The following is a 14,168-nucleotide window of genomic DNA, read 5'->3' as shown; positions in this document are numbered from 1 at the left end:
TCAGGTTAATTGAGGTATACTCGAATAATCATACGAATTGGGGTTAATTAGTCCTGACCGAAACTATAGCAGACATTCCTGGTATCAAATTACTAGTAATATCTTTAGGAGTCTCAAAATCTATTAGCACAGGAATCCGTTGAACAATCTTAGTAAAATTACCAGTTGCATTATCAGTCGGAATTAGACTAAATTTTGAGCCGGTAGCTGGTGATATATTACGTATTCTGCCGTATATGATCTTTTTTGGTAAAGAATCAAACTGTAATTTAACTTTTTGCTTTGGTTGCAATTTTGCAATTTGCGTCTCTTTAAAATTAGCTTTCACATACATTTGTTCATCCTGCACAACAAAAAATAATACTCTCCCTAGATTAATAAAATTACCTACCTGCAAGCTACTATTTGCTACTATTCCGTCAACTGGGGCTATAATTTGGGTATTTACTAAACTTCTAGCTACTATATTTTTATCTTCCAGTAACCCTTTCATTTTTTCTTCCTCAGCAGTTTTCTGTAAAGCTAAAAGTAGTAAGTTCTGCTGTGCAATTTGCAAGTTTAACTTTGCCTGATTATAATCAGTCTTTGCTTTAGTAAAAGACATTTTAGATTCATCTAATGTTTTTTTACTAGCAAATTTCTCTTTGTTAAGCTCTTGAGTTCTTATATAATCAACTGAGTTAATCTCCAAATTAGTACTAGCAGAATCAACAACCTCTTGACAAAGCTCTAAACTAATTTGAGCTATTAAAGTCTTTTGTTCTATGATTTCTATATTTTTAATAGATGCCTTAATAGAAGCTTCCAGTGAAGCAAGACGTGACTTATAATCCTGATCATCGATCTCAGCAATAAGATCACCTTTTTTTACCCTCATATTATCTGAAATAAATACATTTTTAATCACTCCACTAATCTCAGAGCTAACGCTGGATATGTCAGCCTCAATATACGCATTATCAGTCGATTCTGTATGACTCCAAATATAAATATGATAAGCTAGGTAAACGACTATTACACCAAACAAAATCAGAAAATATTTAGCAAATGGATGAGACTTATATTGTTCAAAGATTTTTAACATAAATTAACCTCAGTTTTACGTAATAAATTAATAGTAAGCTCAAGTAATCATCGCCATTAGGGGGGATGTCCACAACTGTTGAAAGTTAAAAAACCGTCTATTAGCGAGGAGACCGTAGCACAACTGTTGAAAGTTTACAAATACCTATACCACAGCGTCATTGCGAGCGTAAGCAAAGCAATTGTAAGCCAGCGAATTCCATCAGGGCTGTAGAGTAAATTTTATCTGTATTATTGAAAATATTAATAAAATTCACTTTGCTATAAGCCGGATACATGACTGCATTTGCTTTTTTGCTATTGACGTTATTTTTTTCTTGCATTTTACAGAAGCTCCATACATAAGTTAATAGTCAACTCTAAGAAAATACAACCCACATGCTGGAGCTTTTATACCTGCTGCCTCTCTTTTTTTAGCATCCAAAGCTTTTTGTATATCACCTGCCTGCCATATATTACGTCCAACTAATACTAAACTACCAACAATATTTCGAACCATATGATGTAAAAAAGATCGAGCAGAAACATATATTTTTATATCGTTGTTTTCTTGTGTAATAACTAACTTAGATAAGGTTTTTATAGGTGACTTTGCTTGGCAATATTTACCTCTAAATGAGCTAAAATCATGATTTCCTATGAGATAGAAAGCTCCATATTTCATTGCTTCAACATCAAGAGGTTGTTTTATCCACCAAGCACGATTTAAATCTATTATAACTTGACTAGGTCTATTAATAATTCTATATACATAATGACGTTCTACAGCAGAAAATCTTGCATGAAAATCTCCGTCGACTAGAACACAATCAACTACCCCTATATTATGAGATCTTACAAAATAGTTGATAGCCTGCATAACTTTATAGGGTTGCATATATTTCACTAAATCGAAATGTGCTACTTGCCCTAAAGCATGAACCCCTGCATCAGTCCTGCCAGCTCCGTAAATTACGGCTTTTTCACCGGTAAATTTGTAGATCCCATCTTCCAGTATTTGTTGAATAGATATAGCATTACACTGTCTCTGCCAACCAACAAAAGCAGTTCCTAAATATTCAATGGTAATCTTATATCTATAAAAATCAAGTATTTGATTCATCAATTTATTTACCGCCTATTTCAGCTCTCCATACTGCAATTCATACACTCTATGCATCTTATGTGCCATTTCATGATTATGAGTTACCACAATAATAGAGGTATTTTGTTGTTTAGCAGTTTTAAGTAATAAGTTAAAAACCTCATTAGCAGTATTAGGATCTAGATTACCAGTAGGTTCATCAGCTAAAATAATTTGAGGATTATTAATTAGGCTACGAGCGATAGCTACTCTTTGTTGCTCACCGCCAGATAGCTCACCCGGCATATTATGTATTTTATTAGCTAGCCCTAACTCTGCTAATAGCTCTTCTGCCTTCTTAAGAGCTAATTTATAACTATCACCAGCAATTAATTTTGGCATTGCTACATTCTCTAAGGCAGTAAAATCTTTGAGTAAATGATGTTGTTGATAGACAAAACCTATATTACGCAGTCTTATTATATGAGCGTGATTTTGGCAATAGTTTGTTGACTCTATCTGCACCTCTCCACTATTTGGGGTATCAAGTAGACCAGCTATATGCAGTAAAGTTGATTTACCGCTACCAGAAGAGCCTATTATGGCGACTAGCTCTCCTTGCATTACAGTTAAGTTAACATTACTTAATACTTCAATAATAGATTTTCCCTGCTTATATTTTTTAGAAATATTTTTTAACATTAATACGGCTTTATTCATAACGCAAGGCATCCACAGGATTCAACTTAGCAGCTTTATATGAAGGATAAATTGTTGCACAAAAACATAGAACTATAGAGATAGTTGATACTAATATAACATCTTCTAATCTTACCTCTGATGGTAGAGTATATAAAAAATAAATCGCTGCTTCAAAAATTTTAGTACCAGTTACTTTCTCCAAAATATTTCTAATAGACTGGATATTATAAGCAAAGCTTGTACCCAATATGATACCTAAAATCGTACCGAGCAAACCTATAAACATGCCATTACAAATAAAAATAAGCATAATCTGCCTAGTACTTGCACCAATAGTACGCAGTACTGCAATATCCGAAGTCTTGTCTTTAACTAACATAAATAAGCTAGACACGATGTTAAAGGCTGCTACCATAATAATCAAAGAGAGAATAGTAAACATTGCTATCCTTTCAACAGCTAAAGCATTTAGAAACTGTAAATGTGATTTCTGCCAACTTGTTACTTTTAACCTTAATCCTAAAAGATTTTGTATCTCCCAAGCAAAATTTTCTGCTTTATTCGGTTCTATGGTTGTTACCTCAATTAGATTAATAACTTCCTTGAAAGACAGAAAATTTTGGGCAGCAATAAGTGGCATTAAAATAGTTGCTGAATCATAATCATACATACCGCTAGTGAAAGTAGCCACAACCCTGAATTCTTTAGATCTAGGCATACTACCAAAAGCAGTAGAAATTGAATTGGGAGAAATTAATTTTATTTTTGCACCTGCTTGAACTCCTAGGTTACGAGCAAGTTCATTACCAACTGCTACCACATCTGTACCAAAAAAATCGGTAAAATCTCCAGTATTAACATTCTGTAAAATTTGATTTTTATATTTGAGTTCAGTTAAATCTATACCTTTAATTATAGCACCACTATTCATTCTTTTACCTAGTGCAAGAGCTTGACCGACAATGCTTGGAGAAATATGTTTTATATAATTCTGACTAATTAATTTTTTGTTAATTTCATCATAATTTGCGATAGAACGTGATACTGGTGTTATGCTAATGTCACCATTAAGACCAATAATGTTTTTAGTCAGTTCATAATGAAAACCGTTCATAACGGACATAACCACTATCAATGCAGCAACACCGATAGTTACACCCATCAAAGAAACACCAGCAATAATAGAAACAAATCGCTCATTCTTCTTAGCTCTAAAATATCGATCTGCTACTTTTAGAATAAAATTATCTTTTATCATTTATTTAGGTTCATCAAATATTCTATCTACTTGCAATAATTTATAACAACCAATCAATGCTATAACTATAGTGATGCACATAACAATTGCTAATTGCTTAAAAGTACCCTGATAAAAATAACTAACTAGCTGCAAACATAATGCGGTAACAATCAATCTTCCTGATACCAATATAGCAGTAATCCTGCCTTTAGCATTTGGTATACTCTCTAATGCCAAAGGCCATAAAATATTACAAGGGAATATCATGCCAATAGCCACTAATTGTGTTACTATTGTTATAGTTAATGGGTCATTAGTCTTGCATATCACCAAAACTATAGCGGCAATTATAAAAGCTACAAGTGCTAAAATACTAAAGAAAAAACATTTTTTTTGTCCAAAATTCTTCAATAAATAACCACTGCTAAAACTTACAGCCGAGAATACTGCAGCCATTGCTCCCTGATAAAAACCAAACTGCTGAATAGACACTCCTAAATCTCGCATGTACAAAATGGGAGAGATAGCAATAAAAACCCAATAACCCTGCATAATAAAAAGCATGGTTACTATATGATAGACAGCTTTTCTAGATTTAAATACTACGCTATAGCCTTTTAAAGATATGTTAATATTATAATTTATCTGCCCTTTGGGAATAAATAATAGGCCTGTTATCAAACAAAATATCCCGAATATTAACAGTATAGCAAAATTACCTCGCCAACTAAGCAAAAAATTTACATAACTTCCTACTACCGGTGCAAAAGCCATGGCTAAAGTAATTGCACCATTTAAAGTTCCCGCCATTTTTTGTTGTTGTTTAACCGAATATAAATCAGCCAGTACTACATAGCCTAATACTGCTACCCCAGATATACCTACCCCTTGCAGAAATCTACCAAATAGTAACACGTAATAATTGGGGGCAAAAGTACAAAAGCTACTACCAATAATAAATATTATAAGACCTATAATGATAATTAACTTCCTGCCAAACCTGTCCCCTAAATTTCCTACAATCAGAGAAGTAACACAGTGGGCTATGAGATTTATTCCTAATAAAAATTCTACCTTAAAAGTAGAAAGATTAAAGGTATCTTGTAAATCTGGAAAACTAGGGACAAATAAATCTACCTCTGCTCCGCATAAAACCTCCATAATTAAAATAGTAATAAACAAATTCATAAAAAAATATATACTCCTTGCAAATGAATAGTTGATAAACAACAAGGCAATTTAAACGTCATAATCAACAGTTAATATAAACATAAGCAAAACTACCTGCTTTTTTATCTAATTTTTCCAGTCCATTATATACTTAAACTTCACAATTTGTAATACATACTCTATAACTCCTTAATGCTCAATACTAAATTTAGGAAATAATATTATGAAGAATTATCATTTATTTACTTCTGAGTCTGTCTCTGAGGGACATCCAGATAAGATGGCTGACCAAATTTCAGATTCTATACTGGATGCAATTCTTAAGGAGGATCCAAAAAAGAGCCGGGTAGCATGCGAAACACTTATAAAGACTGGACTAGTATTTATAGCTGGAGAAATTACAACAGATGCTTGGGTTAACATTGATCAAATAGTACGCAATATTATAAGAGATATAGGCTATACTAGCTCTGATATAGGTTTTGACGCAGACTCTTGTAGTGTGATTACTTCAATAAGCAATCAATCTCCGGATATTGCATTAGGTGTAGATAATCGTGAAGATCATGAAATAGGTGCTGGTGATCAAGGTTTGGTGTTTGGGTACGCAACGAATGAGACTCCTACATTTATGCCTGCACCAATTATCTATGCTCATAAATTAGTTATGAGACAAGCTGAACTCAGAAAAAAGGGCATCTTGCCTTGGTTAAGACCAGATGCTAAAAGCCAAGTCACTTTTAAATATGTTGAGAATAAACCAGTTGGTATAGACACCGTTGTGCTTTCTACGCAGCATCACCCTGATATTTCTCATGCTGATTTAGTAGAAGCAGTAATTGAAGAAATCATTAAGCCTGTGTTACCAGATGAATGGATTGATAAAAATACTAAATATCTTGTGAATCCAACAGGAAGGTTCGTAATTGGAGGACCTTTAGGAGACTGTGGACTTACAGGAAGAAAAATAATAGTTGACACTTACGGCGGAATAGCACGCCACGGTGGCGGATGCTTTTCTGGTAAGGATCCAACAAAAATCGATAGATCTGCATCTTATGCAGCAAGATATATAGCAAAAAATATTGTAGCAGCAGGTGTTGCACAGCGTTGTGAAATTCAAATTTCTTATGCTATTGGAGTTGCCCAGCCAGTGTCTATAAGTATTGAAACGTTTGGCACTAGCAAAATGAGTGAATCAGCAATAATTGAATTAATAAAGAATAATTATGATTTAAGCCCAGGCGGTATTATAAAAAAACTATCTTTATATAATCCAATCTATCTTAAGACAGCATCATATGGGCATTTTGGACGGGAAGATCAAGATTTTCCTTGGGAAAGAATAGATAATATAATGGGACTATAAAATAAGTTGATAATGCAGTATATGAGTAAGATTTTTAACTATAACCCCAATAAGAAATTAGCCATTATTGCTCTTAAGGTTAAAGCTAACGCAAAGACAAATAAGATAAGTGAGTTTGTCATAATTAATAATCAATATCATCTAAAATTATCTATAAAAGCAGTTCCAAAGGATGGTAAGGCTAACGATGCTATTGTCAATTTTCTATCCAAAGAATGGAAAATTTGTAAAAATAATTTTGAGATAATATTAGGTCACACTAATAGTATAAAACTCTTAGCAATAAAAAATATTGAATTAGACTATTTAAATTTACATTTAAAGCATTATATACATAACTAATAACATTGAAGTATAGTATTTTATAGGACTTATATGACCCAAGAAAAAAAGAAGTTTGACGCTGAAGTTGGTAAGATTTTAAACTTAATGATTCACTCTCTTTATAGTAATAAAGAGATTTTTATGCGTGAATTAATATCTAATTCTTCTGATGCTTGTGATAGATTAAGATATTTATCACAAAGTGACGCAAAGCTTATTGCAGATGATCCTCACTTTAAAATTACCGTCAGAATTGATAAAGATAAAAGGCAGATTATTGTTAGAGATAACGGTATTGGTATGAACCGAGAAGATTTGATTGATAATCTAGGAACTATCGCAAGGTCTGGTACAGGAAATTTCTTAAACAATCTGTCTGGAGATGCTAAAAAAGACAGTATGTTAATAGGACAGTTCGGGGTTGGGTTTTATTCAGCTTTTATGATTGCCGATAGCATCACCGTTACCTCAAGAAAAGCAGGAGAAACAAAAGCTTATGTTTGGCAGTCAGATGGTCTTGGAGAATATACTGTAGATGATCTAGACCATGATTTTACAAGGGGAACTGAGGTGGTTATTCATGTCAAGCAAGATGAAGATAGTTATATTGATCATTTTAGATTGAAGCATATAGTTAAAAGTTATTCTGATCATATAGCCATACCTATATATTTTATTGATGAGTCAACTGCTAATGAAATACAGCTTAATTCAGCTTCAGCATTGTGGACAAGACCTAAGTCTGATTTGACTTTTGAGCAATATAAAGAATTTTATAAAACTCTGTCTTATTCGCTTGATGACCCTTGGTTAACTATTCATAATAAAAATGAGGGTACAGTTGAATTTACTAATTTATTATTTATTCCGTCAACCAAGACTTTTGATTTATTCCACCCTGACCGTAAGAGAAGAGTAAAATTATACATCAAAAGAGTTTTTATTTCTGATGAAAATATAGATTTAATACCTTCTTACCTAAGATTTTTAAGAGGAGTAGTAGATTCAGAAGATTTACCTCTAAATATTAGTCGTGAATCTTTGCAGCATAATAGTACTTTAGAAAAGATTAAAGCAGCTATAACTAAAAGAGTCTTGAGTGAACTTAAAAAGAAAAAAGACGAGTCTATAGAGGAATACAGCAAATTTTGGTCCAATTTTGGAGCTGCTTTAAAAGAAGGACTGTGTGAAGCAACTAGTGATCATGACAAATTACTTGAGACATGTATATTTAGCAGTAGCCTTTTAAATAAGATGATTAGTCTTGATGACTATATTAGCAACTTTAAAGAAGGGCAAGACACTATATATTATCTTAGTGGTGATGATCCAGCAAAATTACTTTCTAGTCCTCAAATAGAAGGATTTTTAAGTAAAAACATAGATGTACTTCTTTTTACTGATACAGTTGATGATTTTTGGGTTAATGTCAATAGTAGCTACAAGGGTTATGCCATTAAATCAGTTACTAGAAGTGATATTGATTTAGAGAAATCTGAGCAGAAAATAGAAGATGTAAAAGACGAAAATGATGAATATATAAAATTAACGGAATATTTTAAAGAAATATTAGGTGATTTAGTAAAAGATGTAAGGATTTCTAAAAAACTTACTTCAAGCCCAGCTTGTCTCGCCGTTGGAGACGGAGCTATGGATATTCGTATGGAAAGATTCTTAATTGAACAAAAACAATTAATAGCAGCATCTGCTAAAATACTTGAGCTAAACCCTAAGCATAAAATTATTGAGAAAATTAACGCTGATGTAATCTCAAATAATAAGGACTATGCTAATGAAGAATTGGTTAGATTAATGTATGACCAAGCCTGTATTGTAGAAGGTGAGCCAGTCAATAATACTGGCGGATTTGCAAAAAGACTTAATGATATTATGCAAAAAGCTATCTTATAAACTTAACAATCATATGCAGAGACGTCTCAAATCTGATTGTTTCTATAATTTCACCGATTTGGGATAAGAATTGACAAATTCTTATCTCAAATTCGCGTTATACGGGTTTACTGGGTTTCCGAAATTTGTCCAAAACTATTATATTATCTGCTGAATTAGATTTACTTTTAGAATCGCTAGACACCTTAATTGTTTCTCTTTTCTTCTCGTTAGGCAATTCATTAGATTTGATTGTTTCTAACTTAAACTTTAGGCTGTAACCATTATTAGGATCAACAAAGCTGATAAGCGAATCAAATGGTACATAGATAGTTTCTTTGATACCATCAAAACTAATTGTTACAGAAAAGCCATTGAGCCCTACAGTTAAATCTTCAAATTGATATTGTATTACTATAGTTATTTCTTTGGGATAACGCTCTTTTATCCTAGAAGATAAAACTACGGCAGGATTATCAGTTTTGTAAGAAATATACAAGAGTTGATTCAGCTGCAACTTATCGGTACGAATTTTTGAAAGAATCTTTTTTACAAATTCCAACATACATTCGTTAAGAAATTGTTGATATGGGGTCTTCATAGTTATAAACTAAACAAAGAAAATAACACAAAACTCGATATAGCTAATCCGAAAATGTTTGATCCATAGTAACAACCTTGATGTCATTCCTAGCTAAAAACAGGAATGACATAGCTTCTAGCTAGGTCACATTATAACTAAAACCTTTTCAGGTTAGCTATAGGCTGAACAAAATTTTAATAGTCTTAGTTCAAGCCTTATTCACATGAGGTTTAGTATATCTCTAGTTATGCAAGATAAAATTCTAGCGGGGCTTTTTCTGTTGCCCGGTTAAGCCCCCAACCGCGTAGGACTAAGCAGCTAGTGCTGTAGTTCCTACGAAACGTTCATTATCATTTGCGTTTCTTTTTTTTAACCCAACGACACAAGGTCCGGCGGAATTATACCGAGTAAAGATAATTTTTTTATTAAGCACGTCGATCCTATTTCGCCCCCATGAAAGCTTATGGATAAAACCTGTAGTATCCTTCTATCACAACTTAATTTGGTGGAAGCGTCGGGTACCGCCCCCGAGTCCGCAACCTCTATTCTAAATCACGTTTATTACTATAGCTACAAAATCAGCAATTTTATGCTACAACAATTATAATAGGATGTAAAGGGCAAATTTTAAAAAAGTCTATTGTATATACTTATAAGAAGTGCGATAATCAATTAACATGAGTTCGATTCTAATTCCCTCGATGTCATTCCCGCGTAGGCATTATACCCAGTATAGAAGGATAATTATTACATCGAACTCACGCGAATTTGGGATAAGAATTAGTCAACTCTTATCCCAAATTCGGGTAACTCAGATTAATTAAAACAGTTATTTGATTTTTATGAAACTAATAAAGCTATTCTTCCTTGTTATATGTTGTTCCTTTTTGATGACTGGTTGTGATAATCAATCTAAGGAACAAAATTTAATAGTTGCAACTTCTGCAGATAACCCCCCTTACGAATTTATCCAAAATGGTCAAATAGTAGGATTTGATATTGATATTATTAATGCTATAGGAGAACAAATAGGGAAAAAAGTTATAATTAAAAATTTTGATTTTAATGGTTTACTTGCATCCTTGACTACTGAGAATGTTGATATAGTGATAGCTGGGTTATCAGTAACCGAAGAGCGTAAAAAACATATTAGCTTCTCAGTTCCTTATGTATCAACGAATGTGTCAATATTGTATAGATCAGCAGATAATTTAAAGAATACTGGAGATTTGGATAATAAAGCTGTGGGTGTACAACTTGGTACAACATGGGCGGTAATAGTTCAGGATTTAGCTAAGCAGTTTAATATTAGAATAAATTATTTATCAAATAATTTAATGCTAGTCGAAGAGTTAAAGTCAAAAGTTATAGATGCGGTGGTACTAGAGGCATCCCAATCTAAGAAATTTATTGAGAATAATCCTGATCTTGCTAGCTTCAGTTTAACAGAGTTTTCATCTGAACTAGCTATCGCTATGCCAAAAAATTCTAAACTTATTGAGAGTGTTAATAAAGCTATTGTTGAATTGACAGAAGATGGAACAATTAGCCGTATTACTAAAAGATGGCTTCAACAGTGAATTCCGAACGATTTAAACAAGCTCTTAGTACTTTGCCTACAGGGGTTACTATTATCACTACTTTATACAATAATAAGCTATTTGGTTTTACTGCAGATTCCTTTACCTCAGTTTCTTTGTTACCACCTTTGGTATCGTTTTGTCTTGATAAACAAGCTTTTAGCATGAGTGCTTTTACTAGTAGCGAGTATTTTGCTGTTAGTATTCTAGCTGAGGATCAAGAAGATATTTCTAGGCATTTTTCTAAGTTTAACACTGATAAATTTGCGGGTATTTCGTATAATTTAGGGTGTACTACTAATTGTCCTTTGATTGAGGGAGCAGTTTGCCATATTGAATGCAACAAGTTTAGTCAATATGAAGCAGGAGATCATGTTATACTGATTGGTGAGGTGATAAATACTATAGTGAACAGTAACTTAAACCCTCTAGTACATTGTTTAAGACAATATAGAGGATTAAAATGACTGTTTGTATAGGTGTTTGTGGTGCAACTGGTAAAATGGGGCAGATGATAATTCAAAGAATGAATGGATTTAATGCTTGTACACTTTCTACAACATTTACTAGAAAAAATAGCATAGATGATCTTGCTAAGTTTTGTCAGAATTCTGATGTAATTATCGACTTTTCTAGCAGTGAAATATTAGAAAAATTACTTGATTATGCTATTAGCTACAACAATAAATTAGTGATTGGCACTACTGACCTAACTCAATATCAGCTTGATCACTTAAACGCAGCTTCCAAAAGCTTGGCTATATTATATTCAGCTAATATGAGTTTAGGTGCGAACTTACTTACAGTACTGGCAGAAAAGGCAGCAAAAATTCTAGATAATACTTACGATATAGAGATTCTAGATTGTCACCATCGTATGAAGAAAGACGCCCCTTCTGGTACAGCTATAATGTTGGGTAAGGCTGTAGCTAAGGCTAGAAATTTAGATTTTGATGAATATGCAGTATTTGATCGTAGTCAAAAAGGTCAAAGACAGCCTGATGAAATTGGTATTAGTTCTATTAGGGGAGGACAGGTACATGGGGAACATGAAGTGTTATTTTTAGGTAATAACCAAGTTCTTAGTATAAAACATCAAGCATTAAGTAAAGAATCCTTTGCTGATGGTGCAATTCAGGCTGCCATTTGGTTATTTGATAAACCAGCCGGTCTTTATTCAATGCGTGATATGTTCTCGCTACTCATCTTCTAGACGAAAAAGTGCTTAAAACACCTAAAGAATAAGGTTTATAAGGATTTTGCCATAAGATTTGTAGTCATGTAAATGATATTTTTTATTTGACAATGCTAGAATTTAGAGATATAATCTCTTTCATGTATATTACAACTGTTCCAAACAGAAATTCTCGTCCTGCAATATTGCTTCGTACCTCTTATCGCGACTCATCTTCGAGACAAAAAAGTGCTTAAAACGTCTAAAGAATCAGGTTTGCAGTGGTTTTGGCATGAAGTTTGTAGTCATGTAAACATCACTTTTCTACTTGACATACTAAAAATTAGTCAACATAATGCTTCTTATGTGTATTACCATTGTTTTGTTTCAAATAAAAACTCTTGTCATTAAAGTACACTTTTATCAGTATTTCTTTATTATAAAATTCCACAGGTGAAAAAATAATGGTATGAACCTCCTGATATACAGAATGAAAAGCAGTTGCTAATCTTCTAAAGTTAATATTAAAATAACAATCAGGAGGCTAAGATGGAAGTTACCACAATTGGTATAGATATTGCAAAAAGAATTTTCCAAATTCATGGTGTAGATAAAAATGGTAAGACGGTATTAAAGAAAAAATTAATGAGAGATCAAGTTTTAACATTTATGGCTAATTTACCAAAATGTTTGGTAGGGATGGAAGCTTGCGGCGGAGCTAGTTACTGGGCAAGAGAAATAACTAAATTGGGGCATACAGTAAAACTAATGGCAGCACAATTTGTCAAACCGTATGTTAAAACTAATAAAAATGATCAAGCTGATGCAGAAGCTATATGTGAAGCGGTAACAAGACCAAATATGAGGTTTGTACCAATTAGAACTGTAGAACAACAAGATATTTTATCAATTCATCGAGTAAGAGAGAGATTGGTAAAAAATCGTACTGCCCTTGCTAATGAAATTAGGGGTCTACTACATGAATTTGGTTTTATTATTCCTCAAGGGATCAATAAGGTTATGACAAAATTAACCGAGATTTTAGATGAAGGAAATTTAAGCCAGCTGGGTTATCAAACATTTAGTGAACTGAAAGAGGAATTTTTGGATAATGACAAAAAAATAAAAGAGATAGAAAAAAGATTAAAAATAATAGCTAGCAACTTAACTCAATATCAACGATTAACAGCTATACCTGGTCTTGGTTTAATTACTGCTACTGCTTTAATAGCATCAATAGGTAATGCTACAAGTTTTGAGAATGGTAGGCAATTATCGGCATGGTTTGGATTAGTGCCAAGGCAGCATTCCAGTGGAGGGAAAGATAAGTTGCTTGGAATTAGCAAGCGAGGTGATGTTTACTTGCGTACTCTATTGATCCAAGGAGCTAGAGCTGTACTAAATGCCAAGATAAGATTTACATTGGAAGAACAAAAATCTAAAAAAGATTTTAGCAAATTTACGCAGTGGATGTTTAATTTATCTGAGCGAAATGGACATAATAAAACAGTAGTTGCTGTAGCTAATAAACTGGCAAGAGTGGTGTTTGCAGTACTAAGGTCAGGGGATGATTATGTAGAGAGTAAAGTTTGTAGCACAGAGCTATTATAATTAACATAAAATAAAATAAATAGTGGTTTATTAATTAATAGGTAAACAAAGAATATGTAAAAGATTCCAACCCGGAATATGCGTGAGATAATAATATTGATGGTAAATAAGACAAACCTTAGCTTACAAAAAAACTGATGACTACAATGGCTCTTTGAAGCCGATAAAATGATAAGTATATAGTAAATTTGTAAGCCAGCGAATTCCATCAGGGCTGTAGGATAAATTACACATAATTTATTAACTATAAGCCGGATACATGTATGCATTTGCATTTTTGCTATTAGATGTTATTTTTTTCTTGCATTTTACAGGAGGTTCATACATGTAGTCAGTAACGAGAATTTAATTCTACACTCCACTCGTCGCATAATACTCA

14 protein-coding genes and 1 other RNA gene are annotated in these 14,168 nt (G+C 32.8%); 8 read left to right on the top strand and 7 right to left on the bottom strand.

What is annotated here, in order from left to right; genetic code table 11:
- Positions 1–43 precede the first annotated feature (43 nt).
- The 5 genes from ACFEL1_RS06575 to ACFEL1_RS06555 all read right to left on the bottom strand — a co-directional run bounded on the left by ACFEL1_RS06575 (position 44) and on the right by ACFEL1_RS06555 (position 5,276).
- Positions 44–1,084 carry an HlyD family secretion protein gene (locus tag ACFEL1_RS06575; protein ID WP_375330854.1) on the bottom strand — a complete coding sequence of 347 codons (1,041 nt, stop codon included), beginning with the start codon at positions 1,082–1,084 and terminating at the stop codon, positions 44–46.
- A 345-nt stretch (positions 1,085–1,429) separates the two neighbouring features.
- A complete protein-coding gene (gene truA / locus ACFEL1_RS06570) occupies positions 1,430–2,185 on the bottom strand; it encodes a tRNA pseudouridine(38-40) synthase TruA (protein ID WP_341763058.1) in 756 nt (251 codons plus the stop codon).
- 15 nt (positions 2,186–2,200) lie between these two features.
- Entirely contained in the window at positions 2,201–2,866 is a 666-nt protein-coding gene (locus ACFEL1_RS06565) for an ABC transporter ATP-binding protein (protein WP_341753776.1), read from the bottom strand.
- Positions 2,859–4,106: a lipoprotein-releasing ABC transporter permease subunit gene (locus ACFEL1_RS06560; protein ID WP_342278883.1), complete on the bottom strand. Its 1,248-nt coding sequence runs from the start codon at positions 4,104–4,106 to the stop codon at positions 2,859–2,861. Before ACFEL1_RS06560 ends, ACFEL1_RS06565 begins: the two co-directional genes overlap by 8 nt.
- A complete protein-coding gene (locus ACFEL1_RS06555) occupies positions 4,107–5,276 on the bottom strand; it encodes an MFS transporter (protein ID WP_342278884.1) in 1,170 nt (389 codons plus the stop codon). It lies immediately after the preceding gene.
- 205 nt (positions 5,277–5,481) lie between these two features.
- On the opposite strand from ACFEL1_RS06555, the gene metK reads away from it, so the two are divergent.
- The 3 genes from metK to htpG are packed head-to-tail and all read left to right on the top strand — an operon-like array spanning position 5,482 to position 8,862.
- Positions 5,482–6,627, top strand: coding sequence for a methionine adenosyltransferase (gene metK, locus ACFEL1_RS06550; protein WP_341763054.1), 1,146 nt, complete (start codon positions 5,482–5,484; stop codon positions 6,625–6,627).
- Between the two features lie 21 nt (positions 6,628–6,648).
- The gene (locus ACFEL1_RS06545) at positions 6,649–6,969 is read left to right on the top strand and encodes a DUF167 family protein (RefSeq protein WP_341762002.1); all 321 of its coding nucleotides are present in this window, start codon (positions 6,649–6,651) and stop codon (positions 6,967–6,969) included.
- A gap of 33 nt (positions 6,970–7,002) precedes the next feature.
- Positions 7,003–8,862 (top strand): molecular chaperone HtpG, encoded by a 1,860-nt coding sequence (gene htpG, locus ACFEL1_RS06540; RefSeq protein ID WP_341762001.1) that lies wholly within the window; start codon positions 7,003–7,005, stop codon positions 8,860–8,862.
- A 97-nt stretch (positions 8,863–8,959) separates the two neighbouring features.
- Here the strand turns inward: htpG and ACFEL1_RS06535 are convergent, their stop codons facing one another.
- Positions 8,960–9,442 (bottom strand): ClpXP protease specificity-enhancing factor SspB, encoded by a 483-nt coding sequence (locus ACFEL1_RS06535; RefSeq protein WP_341762000.1) that lies wholly within the window; start codon positions 9,440–9,442, stop codon positions 8,960–8,962.
- 246 nt (positions 9,443–9,688) lie between these two features.
- Positions 9,689–10,046, bottom strand: a transfer-messenger RNA (tmRNA) gene (gene ssrA, locus ACFEL1_RS06530).
- Positions 10,047–10,266: 220 nt separating this feature from the next.
- Here ssrA and ACFEL1_RS06525 point away from each other — a divergent pair.
- The 5 genes from ACFEL1_RS06525 (at position 10,267) to ACFEL1_RS06505 (ending at position 13,789) form a co-directional block, all read left to right on the top strand.
- A complete protein-coding gene (locus ACFEL1_RS06525; protein WP_342278886.1) occupies positions 10,267–11,004 on the top strand; it encodes an ABC transporter substrate-binding protein in 738 nt (245 codons plus the stop codon).
- Positions 10,989–11,471 carry a flavin reductase family protein gene (locus ACFEL1_RS06520; protein ID WP_375330853.1) on the top strand — a complete coding sequence of 161 codons (483 nt, stop codon included), beginning with the start codon at positions 10,989–10,991 and terminating at the stop codon, positions 11,469–11,471. Before ACFEL1_RS06525 ends, ACFEL1_RS06520 begins: the two co-directional genes overlap by 16 nt.
- Complete coding sequence (gene dapB, locus ACFEL1_RS06515; protein ID WP_375330852.1) at positions 11,468–12,217, top strand: 4-hydroxy-tetrahydrodipicolinate reductase; 750 nt, start codon at positions 11,468–11,470, stop codon at positions 12,215–12,217. The genes ACFEL1_RS06520 and dapB overlap by 4 nt, the downstream gene beginning before the upstream one ends.
- A gap of 210 nt (positions 12,218–12,427) precedes the next feature.
- Complete coding sequence (locus ACFEL1_RS06510; RefSeq protein ID WP_341761148.1) at positions 12,428–12,589, top strand: hypothetical protein; 162 nt, start codon at positions 12,428–12,430, stop codon at positions 12,587–12,589.
- Between the two features lie 138 nt (positions 12,590–12,727).
- Positions 12,728–13,789 carry an IS110 family transposase gene (locus ACFEL1_RS06505; protein ID WP_342278263.1) on the top strand — a complete coding sequence of 354 codons (1,062 nt, stop codon included), beginning with the start codon at positions 12,728–12,730 and terminating at the stop codon, positions 13,787–13,789.
- The last annotated feature ends 379 nt before the right edge of the window (positions 13,790–14,168 follow it).

It is taken from the genome of Candidatus Tisiphia endosymbiont of Oplodontha viridula (assembly GCF_964264865.1).
GTDB lineage: Bacteria > Pseudomonadota > Alphaproteobacteria > Rickettsiales > Rickettsiaceae > Tisiphia.
This window is presented reverse-complemented; position numbering and strand designations above follow the sequence as displayed.

Coding starts and splice junctions, on each gene's coding strand:
- ACFEL1_RS06575 (WP_375330854.1), bottom strand. CDS start 1,084: ATGTTAAAAATCTTTGAACAATATAAGTCTCATCCATTTGCTAAATAT.
- truA (WP_341763058.1), bottom strand. CDS start 2,185: ATGAATCAAATACTTGATTTTTATAGATATAAGATTACCATTGAATAT.
- ACFEL1_RS06565 (WP_341753776.1), bottom strand. CDS start 2,866: ATGAATAAAGCCGTATTAATGTTAAAAAATATTTCTAAAAAATATAAG.
- ACFEL1_RS06560 (WP_342278883.1), bottom strand. CDS start 4,106: ATGATAAAAGATAATTTTATTCTAAAAGTAGCAGATCGATATTTTAGA.
- ACFEL1_RS06555 (WP_342278884.1), bottom strand. CDS start 5,276: ATGAATTTGTTTATTACTATTTTAATTATGGAGGTTTTATGCGGAGCA.
- metK (WP_341763054.1), top strand. CDS start 5,482: ATGAAGAATTATCATTTATTTACTTCTGAGTCTGTCTCTGAGGGACAT.
- ACFEL1_RS06545 (WP_341762002.1), top strand. CDS start 6,649: ATGAGTAAGATTTTTAACTATAACCCCAATAAGAAATTAGCCATTATT.
- htpG (WP_341762001.1), top strand. CDS start 7,003: ATGACCCAAGAAAAAAAGAAGTTTGACGCTGAAGTTGGTAAGATTTTA.
- ACFEL1_RS06535 (WP_341762000.1), bottom strand. CDS start 9,442: ATGAAGACCCCATATCAACAATTTCTTAACGAATGTATGTTGGAATTT.
- ACFEL1_RS06525 (WP_342278886.1), top strand. CDS start 10,267: ATGAAACTAATAAAGCTATTCTTCCTTGTTATATGTTGTTCCTTTTTG.
- ACFEL1_RS06520 (WP_375330853.1), top strand. CDS start 10,989: ATGGCTTCAACAGTGAATTCCGAACGATTTAAACAAGCTCTTAGTACT.
- dapB (WP_375330852.1), top strand. CDS start 11,468: ATGACTGTTTGTATAGGTGTTTGTGGTGCAACTGGTAAAATGGGGCAG.
- ACFEL1_RS06505 (WP_342278263.1), top strand. CDS start 12,728: ATGGAAGTTACCACAATTGGTATAGATATTGCAAAAAGAATTTTCCAA.